Origin of the sequence: Collinsella tanakaei (assembly GCF_021531055.1) — a bacterium.
GTDB lineage: Bacteria > Actinomycetota > Coriobacteriia > Coriobacteriales > Coriobacteriaceae > Collinsella > Collinsella tanakaei_B.
The window spans coordinates 166,587-182,214 of the sequence record NZ_JADYTL010000003.1 but is presented as its reverse complement, the minus strand read 5'-3'; the positions used below and the strand labels follow the sequence as shown (position 1 = coordinate 182,214).

Sequence of the window (15,628 nt, the reverse complement as noted above, 5' to 3'; positions counted from 1 at the left end):
GATACGCGCAGGTAGGTTATGCTGCGGCCGAAGCCATCCTGTTGCGTGGGGGTCGTCAAAGTCCAAACGCCCTTTCGGGTTGAATGATGCTCATCCAAGAATAACACCGATATCCCAGCATCCGGCGCGTTGCCTCATCGGTTCGGATGGACGGCGCACGTCGCGCTTTTTGGAAGACACGGGTTTCCAAGGGCTTGGTTGCTGGCGCGAAGATGCGCAAAAGCCTTGACGTGCGGCTTCTGCGATGCCCTCGCCCGAGTCTGTCCCGCCTGGCGGCAGGCCGAAGACCGTTTTCTGCAGGTTTTTACAAGTTGTGTACCGCTCGATTTCGATACTCGGGGAAACGGCATAAACGGACAGAGGACCTAATACGCCCGACCTGCGAAAACGTCGACCGGGTGGCCTGTTTGCGGTGTCGAAACCGCCGGAGCGGAATATGAGCGGTACACAACTAGTAAAAAACTGCAGAAACGCACGCCGAGTCTGCCTTGGACACATCCGCCGTGGCGGCAAAGGCGCTATCGCCCGTCATGAGAGTTGCCCGTGAACCGTGAATAGATAGTTACAAACAATATAGAAATGATATAATGATTAACTATGAAGTATATTCTTTCACATACAGCAGCCGTCACCTGGTATATGCGCCATGAGTTTCCCCGCATACGAGGCGAGCGGACGAGCCGCGCATCGGTTGCGGGTGCGTCGGCGCCCGATGCATCATCCGTCGCGCGCCTTCAGTGGTTCTTGCGTTTAGAGGGCATTAAGCTCGACGTCCTCGTGGACGATCTCTCCAAGCGCAGGCACTTGAAAAACCTGAACACGCATGTTTGCACTGAGAGCTTGCCCGAGGGCTCACTGGTCTCCATTCCAAGCTGCTGGGATGAGATTCCACTCTACGTCGTGAGTCCGGAACTCGCCTTTCTACAGGTAGCGTGTGGGTCGACGCTGCAGGCCGCCGTCTATACGGGGATGGCGCTTTGCTCCGATTACCGTATCGATGTGCTCGCCGATGGCGGAGTGGTTCAGCGTGCGCCATCCGATCGCAGGCCCACCTCCGTGTCGGGTATCGGAAGGTTTCTCGATCGCGCACAGGGCATGAAGGGCGTTCGACCCGCGAGGAGGGCGTTGCGTTACGTAGTCGAGCACGCCTGGTCGCCCAAAGAATCAGGGCTCGCGATGTTTTACGGCCTGCCGTGCCATTACGGTGGCATGCATATCGGGGCCGTCACGCTTAATCCCAGCGTCGAGGTGTATGCAGGTCGCGACATGTTCGGAGAGGTAAAGACCGAGACGCGGTATCCCGACATCGTGATTTCCGCATATAACAAGGGGGTCCGTTACGACGTGGCATTTGACTACGATGCCGATTCCACACACGAGGGCAGCGCTAAGGCGGTCAAGGACCGCCATCGCGCAAACGCCATCGCGACGGTGCGAAACCTCGTGCATTTCACGCTCGTCACCTCTGACATCTCCGATTTCAATTATCTGGTGCTCATGGGGGAGCGGGCGAGAAAGGTGCTCAAGCAAAGGCGCAAGCCGAGCCTCAATGTCCCGCGCGACAGCGTCGAGGGTCGCAAAGCGCTGAAAGCGTATCGGGAACGGCAGATCGAGCTGTTCGATTCGTTCGTCAGGGGCGCGCGCGATTTCTAGCGTGCACGGGTTCGTTTGTCATTGTGCTCAGGTCGCGTTCGTTTGGGGCGATGAATACCCGCTGGGGTTGGATCAAATACGGGTGCAGCCGATCGCGGCAATGCCCGGTCTGGTTTCTGCAGTTTTTTGCAAGTTGTGTACCTCATGATTTTGATGGCTGGAAAAACGGCACCTCGCGATGACAAGCGAACTGCGGTTTTGTTGCAATCGGATATGCCATTTGGCAAGACACCGAAATCGAGCGGTACACAACTTGCAAAAAACTGCAGAAACCGGGTGCGGGGCTGCCGCGTGGCGGCTGCCTGTCCCACGGTTTACCGTCAGGACTTTAGCTAGGTGCTGGTAGAGGGACCTACATGGCGTCCGGGCGCTGGTGCGCGGGCAAGATGGTTTGGCGCCGTATACGAAAGCGCTCTCCATCTGTCATCGATGGCGAATGTCCCGTCCTCACTCTCCACGACGCATGGGTACCGCGAGACGTGTTATCCTGCACGATGTTTCACACTGGCTCGCGCGACACACGCGGCGGCAGGGTGCGAAAGGGGATTTCCACATGGATAAGATCGCAAGCTTCACCGTCGACCACCTTCGGCTCATGCCGGGTGTGTACGTGTCCCGCATCGACCGCGATCCGCAGGCCGGCACCGCGGTCACCACGTTCGACCTGCGACTGACTGCGCCCAATCGCGAGCCGGTCATGAACACGGCCGAATGCCACACGATCGAGCACCTGGGTGCGACGTTTTTGCGCAACCATCCGACGTGGGCACCCCGTGTGGTCTACTTCGGGCCCATGGGATGCCGCACGGGCTTTTACCTGGTCTTGTTCGGCGAGGTGACCTCCGAGGAGATCCTGCCGCTCGTTCGCGAGCTGTTCGAGTTCGTTCGCGACTACGAGGGCGAGATTCCCGGCGCCGCGCCCGCTGAGTGCGGCAACTACCTCGACCAGAACCTGCCGATGGCCCGGTGGCTCGCCGAGCGCTACCTCACACGCGATCTCGCCCACGCCGACGAGTCCCGCTTGCACTACTAGTCGCCAAAGGTCGATAGGCTCGCGACAGGCTTGTACCCGGCACCATCTTGTCGGCGGTGCGGCGTCTAGGAAGGGTTGCGACCGAGCAGGCTCATGTAGGGCAGCGATGCCTTCAAAAACGCCGTGCTTGTGTCGTAGCTGTCGGCGAACATGCAGCTGAACAGCGCATCGAGGACGAATTGCACGGCGATGTGGCTCGCGAACTGCGTGATGCGGTTCTGCAGATGCTCGTGGTCGGCGACGAGCAGGTAGGCGTCGAGCCCCGGGTGTCGGCGGCGCGCGTCAGGCGTGCCGATATAGACGGTGGGGACGTGCCGGGCGGACAGCACCTCGAGCCGGTCGTCGATGCCGGGCGCGAGTCCCGAGTACGAGATCATCACCGCCACATCCTGCGGGCCTAGGGCGAGCGCGCGCCTGAGCTGCCATTCGCTGTCGCCGCGGCACTGCGCATCGCGGCCGATCGAGACGAGGCGATCGCGGAACATCTGCGCCGGATGCAGGTTGTGCGACTGGGTGAAGATGACGATCTGTCGCGCGCCTCCGAGCAGGCGGGCGGCGTACGCTAGGCTCTCCTCGTCGAGCATCTCGCAGGTGTCGCGCAGGGTCGCGGTGTAGAGCGAACGCATGCGCGGGACGATGGTCGTCGCTTGGTCACCCGGTCCGAACGGGAAGTTGATGTCCACCGCCGCCGCATCGTCGGCGCGCGCGGCGAGCGAACGGGCGAGTTCGACCTTGAGTTCCTTGTATCCCTCGAGGTCGAGCTTCTTGCAGAATCGGTGCACGCTCGCGATGGACACGGCGGCGGCGCGGGCGAACTCCTTGATCGAGAGTTCCTGCAGACGGTTGCCCATGGTGAGCACGGTCTGGGCCATCTGCTGCGCGGCGGGCGTATATCGGGCATACTGGCATCGATGGACGGATGGGCACCCGCGCGCAGGCGCGTCCCGAAGGCGAGAAAGGACAGGTCCATGGCATTTCCCGAAGGCTTCCTGTGGGGCGGCGCCACCGCCGCCAACCAGTGCGAGGGCGCGTACGACGAAGGCGGGCGCGGTCTCGCCAACGTCGATGTGATCCCGCACGGCGAGGCACGCTGGGCGGTGATGGCCGGCGAGCGCAAGATGCTCGACTTCGAGGACGGCTACTTCTATCCCGCGCAGACCGCCATCGACATGTACCACCACTACAAGGAGGACATCGCGCTGTTCGCCGAAATGGGCTTCAAGACTTACCGCCTGTCCATCGGCTGGAGCCGCATCTTCCCCAACGGCGACGAGACCGAGCCCAACGAGGAAGGCCTCGCCTTCTACGAGGACCTGTTCCGCGAGTGCAAGAAGCACGGCATCGAGCCGCTCGTGACCATCACGCACTTCGACTGCCCCATCCACCTCATCAAGGAGTACGGCGGCTGGCGCAACCGCAAGCTCATCGACTTCTACAAGAACCTCGTGACGGCGCTCTTCACCCGCTACAAGGGTCTGGTCAAGTACTGGCTCACCTTCAACGAGATCAATATGATCCTGCACCTGCCGTTCATGGGCGCGGGTCTGGTGTTCGAGGAAGGCGAGGACCGCGAGGCCGTGGAGCACCTCGCCGCGCACAACGAGCTCGTGGCGAGCGCCTGGGCGACCAAGATCGCCCGCGAGATCGACCCCGAGATGAAGATCGGCTGCATGCTCGCCGCCGGCACGTACTATCCCTATAGCTGCAGCCCCGCCGACGTGCGCGACGCCCAGATCAAGAACCAGGAGAACTACTTCTTCGTGGACGTCCAGAGCCGTGGGCACTATCCGGCGTATGCCAAGAAGTTCCTCGAGCGTCGCGGCATCGACGTCGGCATGACCGCCGAGGACGAGAAGATCCTGGCCGAGAACACGGTGGACTTCATCTCGTTCTCCTACTACTCCACGCGCACCGCGGCGGCCAACCCGCCGGCCGAGGAGGAGGGTGCCGGCAACGTCTTCAAGGGCGTGCAGAACCCGTATCTGGCCAAGAGCCAGTGGGGCTGGGCGATCGACCCACTGGGCTTCCGCATCACCATCAACGACCTGTACGACCGCTATCAGAAGCCGCTGTTCGTGGTGGAGAACGGCCTCGGCGCGAAGGACGAGGCGAACCCTGACGGCACGATCGACGACGACTATCGCATCGACTACCTGCGCCAGCACATCGAGGCCATGCGCGACGCGATCACCGAGGACGGCGTCGAGATGCTCGGCTACACCACCTGGGGCCCGATCGACCTGGTCTCGGCCTCGACGGGCGAGATGTCCAAGCGCTACGGCTTCATCTACGTGGATCGCGACGACGCCGGCAACGGCACCATGGCGCGCTCCCGTAAGAAGAGCTTCGACTGGTACAAGAAGGTCATCGCGACCAACGGCGAGGATCTGGCGTAACCGGGCTGCGTGAACCGGGCGTTACGGATCGGCGGCGGGGAAGCCTTCGGGCTCCCCGCCGTTTTCATGACAAGATGGTGCCAGGTACAATCTTGTCGCAAAGGTGGCCGGGAGAAAATCGGGACACCCCGGTCTGCCGTTTCCGGTGGGGCGCGGTGGACACGTCGTCCCATCCCGCGGTGCTGAATCTCGACCCCTGTTCCGTTCGCGGGCGATTGCCGACCGTTCGCGGTAGAAAAACAGCCATTTTGCGTTCTGCAGGTTTACCGAAATCCCTGCGCAAAGTTGTTACTCCCCGGAGGCATTATTTGCGTGCCAACCCGAAGCCCCGCGCTCGGGTTCCATGCACGCAAGGTTGGCCCCAGGGAGTTTTTTTCATGCTCATCATCAAGAAGATCAACAACAACGTTGCTCTCGCGCAAGCGGATGACGGCACGGACCTTGTTGTCTTCGGCAAGGGCGTGGGCTTTCCCGCCACTCCCTACGAGCTGGAGGACACGTCGAGCATCCAGACCGTGTTCCACCACGTGGACAACGAGGTGCTCACGGCCGTCTCCTCCATCAAGCCCGAGGTCATGGCCTCGGCCGTGGAGATCGCCAACCTTGCTGCGAAGACCCTCGATTGCGACCTCAACGCAATCTGTTCCTAACGCTCGCCGATCACCTGCAGTTCGCCATCGAGCGTACCGAGGACGATATCCTGATCGAGAATCCCCTGGCCTCCACGGTGCAGGCTATCTACACCAAGGAGTACGGCGTCGGCGAGCAGAGCATCGGGATCGTCCGCGAGCGCTGCGGCGTCGAGCTGCCCCGTACCGAGGCCTGTTCGGTCGCCATGCACATCGTGACCGCCGAGGCGGGCGGCGAGTTCGACAACAACCTCCACGATTTCCAGAAGGCCATGAGCTCCATCGACGAGATCACCTACATCGTCGAGGAGTGCCTGGGCATCCAGATCGATCGCGCGTCGTACAACTACAACCGTTTCGCGATCCACGTCCGCTACCTTATCAAGCGCCTGACCAACGGCGAGAGCGCCTCGTCGCAGAACAAGGGGCTGTTCGCCCGCGCCGCGAAGGACTTCCCCGAGGTCAGCGCCTGCACGAATCTCATCTGCGACTACCTCAAGGAGCGCTACGGCCGCGCCTGCGGCAGCGAGGAGCGCCTCTACCTCATGGTGTACATCAACCGGTTCCTCGTGGGCCGGTAGGTGGGACGCATCCCGGGCCCGGATGCGTCCGCATAGCACGGTTGGATCTTTGGAAGGAGAGACTGTGGCCGGTAAGGATTACACACAGCTCTGCCAGGACATTCTCGAGAATGTCGGTGGCAAGGACAACATCAACAGCGTGACGCATTGCATCACGCGTCTGCGTTTCAAGCTCAAGGACGACACCAAGCCCAACACCGAGGTCATCGAGAAGCTCCCCGGTGTCATCAAGGTCATGAACGCCAACGGCCAGTACCACGTCGTCGTGGGCAACAAGGTCGAGGACGTCTACGAGCAGTTCATCAAGGTCTCCGGCGTCGCCGCGGGCGGTGCCGTCGAGGTCGACGAGGCCGAGGGCCCCAAGACCCCCGCCGCCATCGCCATCGACCTGATCTCGGGCATCTTCGCCCCCATCCTCGGCCCCTTCTGCGCCGCGGGTATCATGAAGGGCATCCTGGCGTGCATCACGCAGTTCGCCCCCGAGTTCGCCAATGACGGCGCCTACACGGTGCTCTACACCATCGCCGACGGCCTGTTCTACTTCCTGCCCGTGATGCTCGCCATCACCGCGGCGCGCAAGTTCAAGATGTCCGAGTTCACCGCGCTCGGCATCGGCGTGGCCCTCGTGTACCCGACCATGGTCGCGCTGACCGGCGGCGACGTGCTCGGTAGCGTCGACCTCGGCTTCTTCGGTACCTTCTCCTGGTACGCCACGTTCCTGGGCATCCCCATCATCATGCCCGCCTCCGGCTACACCAGCTCGGTCATCCCCGTGCTGCTCATGGCGGACATGAAGGTGGGCACCTGGGGCGGCGCGGGCGAGCTCGCGCTGTTCGGCGACGTGGCCACCAAGGACGTCGACAAGGCGGTCGCCGTGCGTCGGGTGGTCGAGTATCTGGGCGTCGACATGGCCGATACGGTCGCCATGGGTGACGCGAAAGTCGACATCCCCATGTTCGAGGCGTGCGCGACGAGCGTGTGCATGGGCAGAGGGGGAGACGAGGCCAAGGCGGCCGCCGACTTCGTGACCACTGACGTGGACGAAGACGGCCTTTGGAATGCTTTCTCGCATCTCGGGTTGCTGTAGTGCAGTAAAGTTGGTAACGATTCCGATTGCCCCGCGCAGGGGGCGGGGCACGAAATAAAGGAGTGATAGAGCATGGGTCTGTTCGATATGTTCAAGAAGAAGGACGCTGAGCCCGCTGCCCCCGCGGCGCCTGCGGCCGTTGCCGCCGAGGAGGCCGTCGACGTGCTGTGCGCCCCGGTGAACGGCCGCGTCATCAAGATGACCGACGTGCCCGACCCGGTCTTTGCCGGCGAGGTCGTGGGTAAGGGCTGCGCTATCTGGCCCGACGACGAGATCGTCTACGCGCCGATCTCGGGCAGCGTTACCGTGACCATGGGCCACGCCATCGGCATCACCGCCGACAACGGCGTCGAGGCGCTCGTGCATATCGGCGTGGACACCGTCGACATGAACGGCAAGGGCTTCACGGGTTACGTGAAGCAGGGCGACACCGTCAAGGCAGGCCAGCCGGTCATCAAGATGACCCGCGCCGACATCGAGGCCGCCGGTCATCCGGACTGCGTCGTGCTCGCCGTGTCCAACACCGCTGAGTTCGCCGACGTCCAGCTCACGGCCGAGCCCGAGTCCGCCGTGGCTGCCGGCGCCGCCGTGGTGAAGGTCGTCCGCTAGGCAGCGAAGCGGCCTTAACGGCTTGGATTGCCCTGGCAGGTAGATGAGTTCGCAGCGCGGACGAGGGGTGCGCCCGTCGTCCGCGCTGTTCGGTTGAAGGGCGGGTGGTGTGTGCTGCTCGGCTGCGGGATCGCGTGGTATGCGCACCGTTCAGCTGGCAGGGGCTCTGCCGCGCTCCATTCATCCGGTCAAATGGGACGGTCCCCAAGATATATCGAAATGACGCCCTACGGAGGCGTATAGTGGCGTAAGGGCGTGTCGCCCCGCGGGCGGATCGCCCGCCGCGCTTTTGAGCAGGAGGTACCATCATGATCAAGTTCCAGCATCTCATCGAGGCGGAAGAGGGCCTGCATGCGCGCCCCGTCGCGGACGTCGCCTTCACGTTGACGCAGTGCTCCAGCGATGTGCAGATCACCTTCGACGGCAAGACCGCGTCCGGTCGCGATCTGATGGAGATGCTGACGCTCGACGCCAACAAGGGTGACATCATCGACATCACCATCGTGGGCGGTAACGAGGAGGAGACCAAGGAGGCCCTGCTCAAGGTGCTGCCGTAGAGTACCTATCGGGGGATGTTCCCCCAGTTTCCGATGTGCGACGAGGGTGTCGTGGCGATGCGCCGCGGCACCCTCGTGTCGTTTACGGGCATGTAACAACGTTTAATGTAATTTCACGCCTGGCGTCTTTTCACGTGCGGGATAGGGTGGGCAATTTGTTCAGATATGAAGGTTGCTGTCGGACTGAGCGGCGAAAATATACTAAATAAGCAATATATTATATTATTAGCATTGACGCGCCGAACGGAGTGGTGTGCTGAGACGCTGTATGACGGCAAAATCGATAGCGTTTTATGATATCCGGGCGCGCCGGAACCTTCATATCTGAACAAATTGTCCAGACCAGATTGCTACGCCCCGAATCGGCATGAGCATGGAAGTACATCTGGCGCAATTTCATGCATCACGCGCCTGTTTCCATCGTCACTCCATCGCGGTGGAGCGTCCGGCTTGCGTATAATGGTGGACGTTCGACTGATACCACGAAGGGAGTGCCCATGGCGCTCAGCCCCAACGACGTGCGCGGCATCGCGGAGTACGCCCGCATCGCGCTCGAGCCCGACGAGCTCGAGCAGATGACGGCCTATCTCAACGACGCAGTGGATATGCTCGCGCCCGTGCTCGATTACGACCTGCCCGATGTGGAGCCCACGTTCCATCCGATCGGCGACCTTGCCAACGTCATGCGCGAGGACGCGGAGCTCGCCGCGCGCGACCTGCCGCTCGACGTGGCGCTTTCCAACGCCGCGAGCAGCCGCGACCGCTTCTTCCGCGTGCCCTCGATTCTAGGCGAGGGAGGTGAGCGCTGATGGCGACGAACCTCGACACCCTGACCGCCGCACAGATCGCCGCGGGTATCGCCGCTGGACAGTTCAGCGCGCGTGAGGTCGCGACCGCTTCGCTCGACGCCATCGCCGCACGCGAGGGCGCGGTCCAGGCGTTCTTGCAGGTATCGCCCGAGCTCGCACTCGCCGTGGCCGACCGCATCGACGCCGACCGCGCCGCCGGCAAACCCCTGCCACCGCTTGCCGGCGTGCCGCTTGCCATCAAGGACAACATGAACCTCGTGGGCACACGCACCACCTGCGCCTCACGCATGCTCGAGAACTACGAGAGCGTCTACACCGCCACCTGCGTGCAGCGCATGCTCGACGCCGGCTGCGTACCCGTGGGCAAGGCCAACATGGACGAGTTCGCCTTCGGTTCGTCCACCGAGAGCTCGGCGTTCCATCCCACCAACAACCCGTGGGACGTCGCGCGCATCCCGGGCGGCTCGTCGGGCGGCTCGGCCGCCGCGGTCGCCGCGGGCGAGGTCCCGCTCGCGCTCGGCTCCGACACCGGCGGCTCGATCCGCCAGCCTGCGGCGCTGTGCGGCGTGGTGGGCTGCAAGCCGACCTACGGCGCGGTGTCGCGCTACGGCGTGGTCGCGTTCGGCAGCTCGCTCGACCAGGTGGGCCCGTTCGGCCGTACCGTGGAGGACGTGGCGCTCGCCATGAACGCGCTCGTGGGTGCGGGCCGCGACCCCTATGACGGCACGAGCCAGGACTGCGCGGTGGACTTCACCGAGCATCTGGCCGATTCCATCGAGGGCCGCCGGGTGGGCATCATCCCCGCCTTCATGGAGGCCGAGGGCCTGACCGACGAGGTTCGCGACGCGGTCCAGCAGGCGGCGCGTGCCCTCGAGGCCGCCGGTGCCGAGCTCGTCGAGGTCGACCTGCCGCATCTGGACGCCGCCATCGCCGCATACTACGTCATCGGCCCGGCCGAGGCGTTCTCCAACCTCGCGCGCTTCGACGGTATCCGCTACGGCTACCAGGAGCCCGACTGCCCCAACCTCGACACGCAGAGCTCGCTGTCGCGCGCCCACGGCTTCGGTGACGAGGCCAAGCGCCGTCAGCTGCTCGGCGCCTACCTGCTGTCCAGCGGCGTGTACGACAAGTACTACTACGCCGCGCAGAAGGCCCGCACGCTCATCACCGCCGACTATGCGGCGGCCTATGAGAAGTGCGACGTGATCCTCATGCCGGCGAGCCCGCGCACCGCGTGGCGCCACGGCGAGATCTCCGATCCCACGCAGATGTACCTGTCCGACCTGTACACCATCTCGATCAACATCGCGGGTAACGGCGGCATCTCGGTGCCGCTGGGGCTGGGCGCCACCTCGCGCCTGCCGGTGGCCGCGCAGCTCGTGGGCCCTGCGTTCAAGGATCGCATGCTGCTCATGTTCGCCGCCGCGCTGGAGCGCGCCTTTGCCGGCGCCGACGGTACGCCCGCGCTCGGCGTCGCACCCGATTGTGCCGGGAAGGGGGGTGAGCTGGCATGAAGGAGCTTTCCGAGGTCCTGCGCGACTGGGAGGCCGTGATCGGTCTCGAGATCCATACCGAGCTCACGACGCTCGATACCAAGATGTTCTGCAACTGCAAGCTCTCCCACGATGACGAGCCCAACGCCAACGTCTGCCCGGTGTGCCTGGGCTTGCCCGGCGCGCTGCCCGTGCCCAACAAGCGCGCCATCGAGAGCATCGTGAAGGCCGGTCTTGCCACCAACTGCGAGATCCAGAAGCGCTCGATGTTCTACCGCAAGCACTACTTCTATCCCGACATGGCCAAGAACTTCCAGACCACGCAGGGTCCGGTTGCCTTCTGTATGCACGGTCGTCTGGACCTGGAGGTCACGGGTCGCGGTGCCGCCGAGCGCCCCGATTGCGCCTTCGGCGAGGCCGAGGCCGCGAGCTTGGCGAGCGCGTCGGCCAACGCCGAGGGGCTCTCGACCGCCATGGCTCAGCAGATGCGCGCGGGCGGGGAGTCCGCGGGCGCACTGTCGGCCATGAGCGGATACGACACCGCCAACCTCGCCCTGCCCGAGCGCCACGAGGACGGCTCCTACACGGTGCCCATCCGCATCCTGCGCATCCATATGGAGGAGGACGCGGCCAAGATGGTGCACGTGGGCGGCGAAGAGGGCCGCATCGCGGCGGCAAGCGAGTCGCTGATCGACTACAACCGCTGCGGCACGCCGCTGATCGAGCTCGTCACCGAGCCCGACCTGCGCACGCCCGAGGAAGCGCGCCTGTTCATGGAAAAGCTGCGCCGCATCTTCCTCACGCTCGGTATCTCCGACTGCTCCATGGAGCACGGTTCCATGCGTTGCGACGGCAACGTGAGCCTGCGTCGTCGCGGTGAGACCCGTCTGGGTACCAAGACCGAGCTCAAGAACCTCAACTCCTTCAAGGCCCTGCACGACGGCCTTGCCTACGAGATCTGCCGTCAGGCCGAGGTGCTCGAGGAGGGTGGCATCATCTACCAGGAGACCCGCCATTGGGAGCCGGGCCGCAAGCGCACCGTGGTCATGCGCGTCAAGGAGACGGCCGACGACTACCGTCTGTTCCCCGATCCCGACCTCGCGCCGTTCGATCTGACCGACGAGTTCATCGAGCACTGCCGCGCCGAGATCCCCGAGCTGCCCGACGCCAAGCGCGACCGCTACGAGGCCGATTTCGGCATCAAGCGCGCCGACGCCGAGCAGATCGCCGGCGATCCCGAGACGGCGGCGTTCTTCGAGTCGTCCGCGGCGGGGCTTTCGGGCAAGCCGGCGCAGGCCGTGGCGAACCTGATCGTCAACGAGCTCGCCGCCTACCTCAAGGGTGTGGACGGCGGTCTGGCCGACAGCGGCATCGCGCCCGCGCAGGTGGCATCGCTCGCCAAGCTGCTCGCCGAGGACGCGATCAGCTCCAACCAGGCGCACGAGGTCTTCGGCCTCATGGCCGAGAGCGGCGAGGACCCCGAGAAGATCGTCGACGAGCGCGGCATGCGCCAGGTGAGCGACGCCGGTGCCCTGCAGCCGATCGTGGACGATGTGCTTTCGCGCTGCGCCGATCAGGCCCAGCAGTACCGCGACGGCAATCAGAAGGTGCTCGGCTTTTTGGTGGGCCAATGCATGAAGGCGAGCCGAGGTCAGGGCAACCCCAAGCTGTTTAATGAGCTGTTAAGGCAAAGCCTGTCATAGGCGAACGCTCCAAGATACGGAAAAAGGGCGGCACCGTGCACGTTGCGCGGCGCCGCCCTTCCATCAAGAGGGGTATCCGGGTAGAGGCTACAGCGTTTCCACGGCGGCCTTGATGGCGCGGACCTCGGCCATGCGCGCGGCGGCGTCCAGGTTGCCGTTGCGCTCGATGGCGGCGAGCGAACGGTACATCCAGGCGTTCACGCTCGGATTGGTGTCGGTCTTGGGCTTCATGGCGATCGCGAGATGCTTGAGCTCGTCGAGCAGCTGCGTCTTGATGCCACCGAGCTCGAGCACGTCGGCGATCTGATGCGCCGGCACGCCGCGCTTCTCGCTCACGTGGTCGATCAGGCCGGTCACCGAGGAGACCTGCTCGGCGCGCTCATCGTCGGACAGGGAGTCGTCGAGCGACGCGAGGCCGTTGATGACGACCGACGCGGGGTGGCCGCAGGGGACGAAGTCCTCGATCTGATCCATTGCCTGCGTAATCGTAGCGCCGAGTCCGACCAGGGCACCGGCGAGCTGTGCGTTCTGCGTGTTCATGTGTAACCTCCTTATGAGGGCAACCAAAACGTTGGATGCACCTTAGCGACTGGTGTGCCCCTTCGGCAAGGCTTTTAGACGTTTTTTCACGAGTGTGGAGATGTCCTGAAACGGCCAAAACGATAGACTTTTGGCAAAACTGCTGGTGGAGGCAAGTAAATACGGAATCGATTCCACATACCGTTCGCCGATTAAACATCTACGTCGACCGGACATGTTCATCTTTCTGAGTGGTTTGACATGCACAAATGCTATACGCCGTTATGCCTGTTGCGATACCGTCCGGCGGCCGATCGCGCCTGGTGGTCTTCTGCCGCATCGATCTCGTTGCGGGTGGCAGGCGGATAGGCGCGGACGCCTTCTTTGGTAACGGCAGGCCCCCTTTGGTGGCCACGAGCGTCCCCCTAATGAACGTTGCATAATTCCGTGCATCATCGCAGGAAAGTGATGCGGCGGTGCATAAAAAACGGAAACGGCACCCCGCGAAAAACATGCAACCCTTCTAGGGCGCGATTTTTCGGTGCCCTTTGCCACCTATGGCTATATACCTCGATAACGCCGCAGGAAACAACTGGGGTTTTGCAAGGGCTCTTCGGACGATGGGGGAATCGCACCGAAAAATCGCGCCCTAGAGCGATACATGGTTTTCGGGCGTAGCGGGCTGTCAGCTCTGTCCGTTGCGTCGAGTGCATCTCGCTCGAAGGCCCGCGCTTCGCGCGGCAAAAATGCGGACGTGGCAGCGTATGCCATCGCCCGCATCAGAATAGGTGGTGGAGGCGCGGAGAATCCCGCGTGCCCGCTTCGCGAACACGCATCCGCTGCGGCGGCTTTGCCGCCTTGCGCGCTGCGCTGGAAAAGACGCTTGCGCGCTTTTCTCAGCTTCGCGCCCCGCTCGGAGTTCGATTCTCCGCGCTAAGAAACGAAAATGCGGACGTGGCAGCGTATGCCATCGCCCGCATGGGAATAGGTGGTGGAGGCGCGGAGAATCGAACTCCGGTCCACGAAAGCCCCCTGATCGGCATCTCCAGGCTCAGTCGCTGTTTTGGTCTCGGATGCGTTGCGCGCAGCGACACGCTCGCGGCATCCCAACCGGTTCGATCTTAGCCCGCGCCATACCGATTACGTGCGCGGGAGCATTCCCCTCAAATGACATCGGACCCGGGTCGGGGAACCTCCCGAGTGCGACGTGCTGCTAATTAATTAAGCAGCAAGAGCCAGCTGGGGCTCGTAAGAAGAATTCTTGTCAATTCATTTTGACGGTACCCCTGTTTAACGTGGCGAGGAGACCACGGCCTGCTTCCTCTCTCAGAGCTATCGTGTCGAAACCAGTCGCCCCCGAATGGGAGGTCATGGGCGCATGAGCGCTCGACCTGTCAAGGTTCACACGGCGCGCGGCCGTGGGATAGGTATTCTACCACGTCGGTGCATTCTTAAACACACGTATTATCTGGGGAGATTGCGCGCACGCGCACCGGTCGGACATAGACGCGCCCGTGCGCGGGCATGGCTAAGACGGCGACGCGTCCGATGCGGACGCGTCGGGCCATCCGCCGTACACCACGATCCGTAAGGAGGAACCATGGCCACATGCGGAAAACTCAGCGCGACGGTGCTCGCGCGTTTTGAAGAATACCTGGTTCGTGACGTGAAGAGCGAGGCCACGATTGAAAAGTACCTGCGCGATGTGCGCGCCTTCCAAGTGTACCTCGCGCATCGAGCCGTCTCAAAGCCGCTGGTCATCGAGTACAAGCGATACCTGATCGAGCGCGGTTACGCGATGCGCTCGATCAACTCCATGTTGGCAGCCGTCAACAGCCTGCTGCGGTTCATGGGTCGCGAGGACTGCCGCGTCAAAAGCCTCAAGATCCAGCACAAGCCGTACTGCGCCGAGGACCGCGAGCTCACGCAGGCCGAGTACCGGCGCCTGCTCGAATCGGCGGGCGGCAAGCCGCGGCTACAGCTTGTGCTGCAGGCGATCTGCGCGACGGGCATCCGCGTGTCCGAGTTGCGCCACTTCACGGTCGAGGGCGTGCGACGTGGCGAGATCACCGTCCGGTGCAAAGGCAAGGTGCGCACGATTCTCGTGCCGCACAAACTTCGCGTCAAACTGCTGCGATATGCGCGAGCGCGCAATATCGAGCACGGGATGATCTTCATCACCAAGCATGGTCGTGCGCTCGACCGCAGCAACATCTGGGCTCAGATGAAGGCGCTCTGTCGCGCGGCGTCGGTGCAGGCGAGCAAGGTCTGCCCGCATAACCTGCGCAAGCTGTTCGCCCGCGCGTTCTACGCGGTCGAGCACGACATCGCCAAACTGGCCGACATCCTGGGGCACAGCAGTATCAACACGACGCGCATCTATATTATGAGTACCGGAGTGGAGCACCGACGTCGGATCGAACAGCTCGGATTGGTGCTGTGAGTCTGTCGGTGAACGAGCGTTTGAGGGGATGACTACATAATTTTCATTATGTGGTTGGCGGATCTTCGAAAGGAGACGACCGTGTGATTCGAACCGTTCCAGCACGATAACGCTAT

General features: G+C 63.1%; 14 protein-coding genes and 1 other RNA gene. 12 read left to right on the top strand and 3 right to left on the bottom strand.

Annotation, left to right across the window (positions count from 1 at the left end):
• Positions 1–597 precede the first annotated feature (597 nt).
• Both I6E04_RS04430 and I6E04_RS04425 read left to right on the top strand, forming a co-directional pair.
• A complete protein-coding gene (locus tag I6E04_RS04430) occupies positions 598–1,653 on the top strand; it encodes a hypothetical protein (RefSeq protein ID WP_235421955.1) in 1,056 nt (351 codons plus the stop codon).
• Positions 1,654–2,206: 553 nt separating this feature from the next.
• Positions 2,207–2,686 (top strand): S-ribosylhomocysteine lyase, encoded by a 480-nt coding sequence (locus tag I6E04_RS04425; RefSeq protein WP_235421954.1) that lies wholly within the window; start codon positions 2,207–2,209, stop codon positions 2,684–2,686.
• A 65-nt stretch (positions 2,687–2,751) separates the two neighbouring features.
• On the opposite strand, the gene I6E04_RS04420 is transcribed toward I6E04_RS04425, so the two are convergent.
• Positions 2,752–3,765 carry a MurR/RpiR family transcriptional regulator gene (locus tag I6E04_RS04420; protein WP_328225404.1) on the bottom strand — a complete coding sequence of 338 codons (1,014 nt, stop codon included), beginning with the start codon at positions 3,763–3,765 and terminating at the stop codon, positions 2,752–2,754.
• Between I6E04_RS04420 and I6E04_RS04415 the strand changes: the two genes are divergently transcribed.
• From I6E04_RS04415 to gatB, 9 genes are all read left to right on the top strand, one after another.
• Positions 3,655–5,082 (top strand): 6-phospho-beta-glucosidase, encoded by a 1,428-nt coding sequence (locus I6E04_RS04415; protein ID WP_235421952.1) that lies wholly within the window; start codon positions 3,655–3,657, stop codon positions 5,080–5,082. The genes I6E04_RS04420 and I6E04_RS04415 overlap by 111 nt on opposite strands.
• Positions 5,083–5,459: 377 nt before the next feature.
• A complete protein-coding gene (locus tag I6E04_RS04410) occupies positions 5,460–5,732 on the top strand; it encodes a CAT RNA binding domain-containing protein (protein WP_235421951.1) in 273 nt (90 codons plus the stop codon).
• Positions 5,705–6,292, top strand: a complete 588-nt coding sequence (locus I6E04_RS04405; protein WP_235421950.1) for a PRD domain-containing protein — start codon at positions 5,705–5,707, stop codon at positions 6,290–6,292. Before I6E04_RS04410 ends, I6E04_RS04405 begins: the two co-directional genes overlap by 28 nt.
• A gap of 64 nt (positions 6,293–6,356) precedes the next feature.
• Entirely contained in the window at positions 6,357–7,379 is a 1,023-nt protein-coding gene (locus I6E04_RS04400; RefSeq protein WP_235421949.1) for an HAD hydrolase family protein, read from the top strand.
• A gap of 72 nt (positions 7,380–7,451) precedes the next feature.
• Entirely contained in the window at positions 7,452–7,988 is a 537-nt protein-coding gene (locus I6E04_RS04395) for a PTS sugar transporter subunit IIA (protein ID WP_235421948.1), read from the top strand.
• A 308-nt stretch (positions 7,989–8,296) separates the two neighbouring features.
• A complete protein-coding gene (locus I6E04_RS04390) occupies positions 8,297–8,545 on the top strand; it encodes an HPr family phosphocarrier protein (protein WP_235421947.1) in 249 nt (82 codons plus the stop codon).
• A gap of 497 nt (positions 8,546–9,042) precedes the next feature.
• Positions 9,043–9,354: an Asp-tRNA(Asn)/Glu-tRNA(Gln) amidotransferase subunit GatC gene (gene gatC / locus I6E04_RS04385; protein ID WP_235421946.1), complete on the top strand. Its 312-nt coding sequence runs from the start codon at positions 9,043–9,045 to the stop codon at positions 9,352–9,354.
• Positions 9,354–10,868 (top strand): Asp-tRNA(Asn)/Glu-tRNA(Gln) amidotransferase subunit GatA, encoded by a 1,515-nt coding sequence (gene gatA / locus I6E04_RS04380; RefSeq protein WP_235421945.1) that lies wholly within the window; start codon positions 9,354–9,356, stop codon positions 10,866–10,868. Before gatC ends, gatA begins: the two co-directional genes overlap by 1 nt.
• The gene (gatB, locus tag I6E04_RS04375) at positions 10,865–12,550 is read left to right on the top strand and encodes an Asp-tRNA(Asn)/Glu-tRNA(Gln) amidotransferase subunit GatB (RefSeq protein ID WP_235421944.1); all 1,686 of its coding nucleotides are present in this window, start codon (positions 10,865–10,867) and stop codon (positions 12,548–12,550) included. Before gatA ends, gatB begins: the two co-directional genes overlap by 4 nt.
• 87 nt (positions 12,551–12,637) lie before the next feature.
• Here gatB and I6E04_RS04370 read toward each other — a convergent pair whose 3' ends face one another.
• Both I6E04_RS04370 and ssrA read right to left on the bottom strand, forming a co-directional pair.
• Positions 12,638–13,090 (bottom strand): hypothetical protein, encoded by a 453-nt coding sequence (locus tag I6E04_RS04370; RefSeq protein WP_235421943.1) that lies wholly within the window; start codon positions 13,088–13,090, stop codon positions 12,638–12,640.
• Between the two features lie 968 nt (positions 13,091–14,058).
• Positions 14,059–14,427: a transfer-messenger RNA gene (gene ssrA, locus I6E04_RS04365) on the bottom strand.
• Positions 14,428–14,669: 242 nt separating this feature from the next.
• Between ssrA and I6E04_RS04360 the strand changes: the two genes are divergently transcribed.
• On the top strand, positions 14,670–15,512 hold the full coding sequence (locus I6E04_RS04360) for a tyrosine-type recombinase/integrase (RefSeq protein WP_235421942.1): 843 nt from the start codon (positions 14,670–14,672) through the stop codon (positions 15,510–15,512).
• The last annotated feature ends 116 nt before the right edge of the window (positions 15,513–15,628 follow it).

Bases quoted from the DNA above. Each gene is read 5' to 3' on its own strand.
- I6E04_RS04390 (WP_235421947.1), top strand. From the start codon at position 8,297: ATGATCAAGTTCCAGCATCTCATCGAGGCGGAAGAGGGCCTGCATGCG.
- I6E04_RS04430 (WP_235421955.1), top strand. From the start codon at position 598: ATGAAGTATATTCTTTCACATACAGCAGCCGTCACCTGGTATATGCGC.
- I6E04_RS04410 (WP_235421951.1), top strand. From the start codon at position 5,460: ATGCTCATCATCAAGAAGATCAACAACAACGTTGCTCTCGCGCAAGCG.
- I6E04_RS04395 (WP_235421948.1), top strand. From the start codon at position 7,452: ATGGGTCTGTTCGATATGTTCAAGAAGAAGGACGCTGAGCCCGCTGCC.
- I6E04_RS04425 (WP_235421954.1), top strand. From the start codon at position 2,207: ATGGATAAGATCGCAAGCTTCACCGTCGACCACCTTCGGCTCATGCCG.
- gatB (WP_235421944.1), top strand. From the start codon at position 10,865: ATGAAGGAGCTTTCCGAGGTCCTGCGCGACTGGGAGGCCGTGATCGGT.
- I6E04_RS04370 (WP_235421943.1), bottom strand. From the start codon at position 13,090: ATGAACACGCAGAACGCACAGCTCGCCGGTGCCCTGGTCGGACTCGGC.
- gatA (WP_235421945.1), top strand. From the start codon at position 9,354: ATGGCGACGAACCTCGACACCCTGACCGCCGCACAGATCGCCGCGGGT.
- gatC (WP_235421946.1), top strand. From the start codon at position 9,043: ATGGCGCTCAGCCCCAACGACGTGCGCGGCATCGCGGAGTACGCCCGC.
- I6E04_RS04415 (WP_235421952.1), top strand. From the start codon at position 3,655: ATGGCATTTCCCGAAGGCTTCCTGTGGGGCGGCGCCACCGCCGCCAAC.
- I6E04_RS04360 (WP_235421942.1), top strand. From the start codon at position 14,670: ATGGCCACATGCGGAAAACTCAGCGCGACGGTGCTCGCGCGTTTTGAA.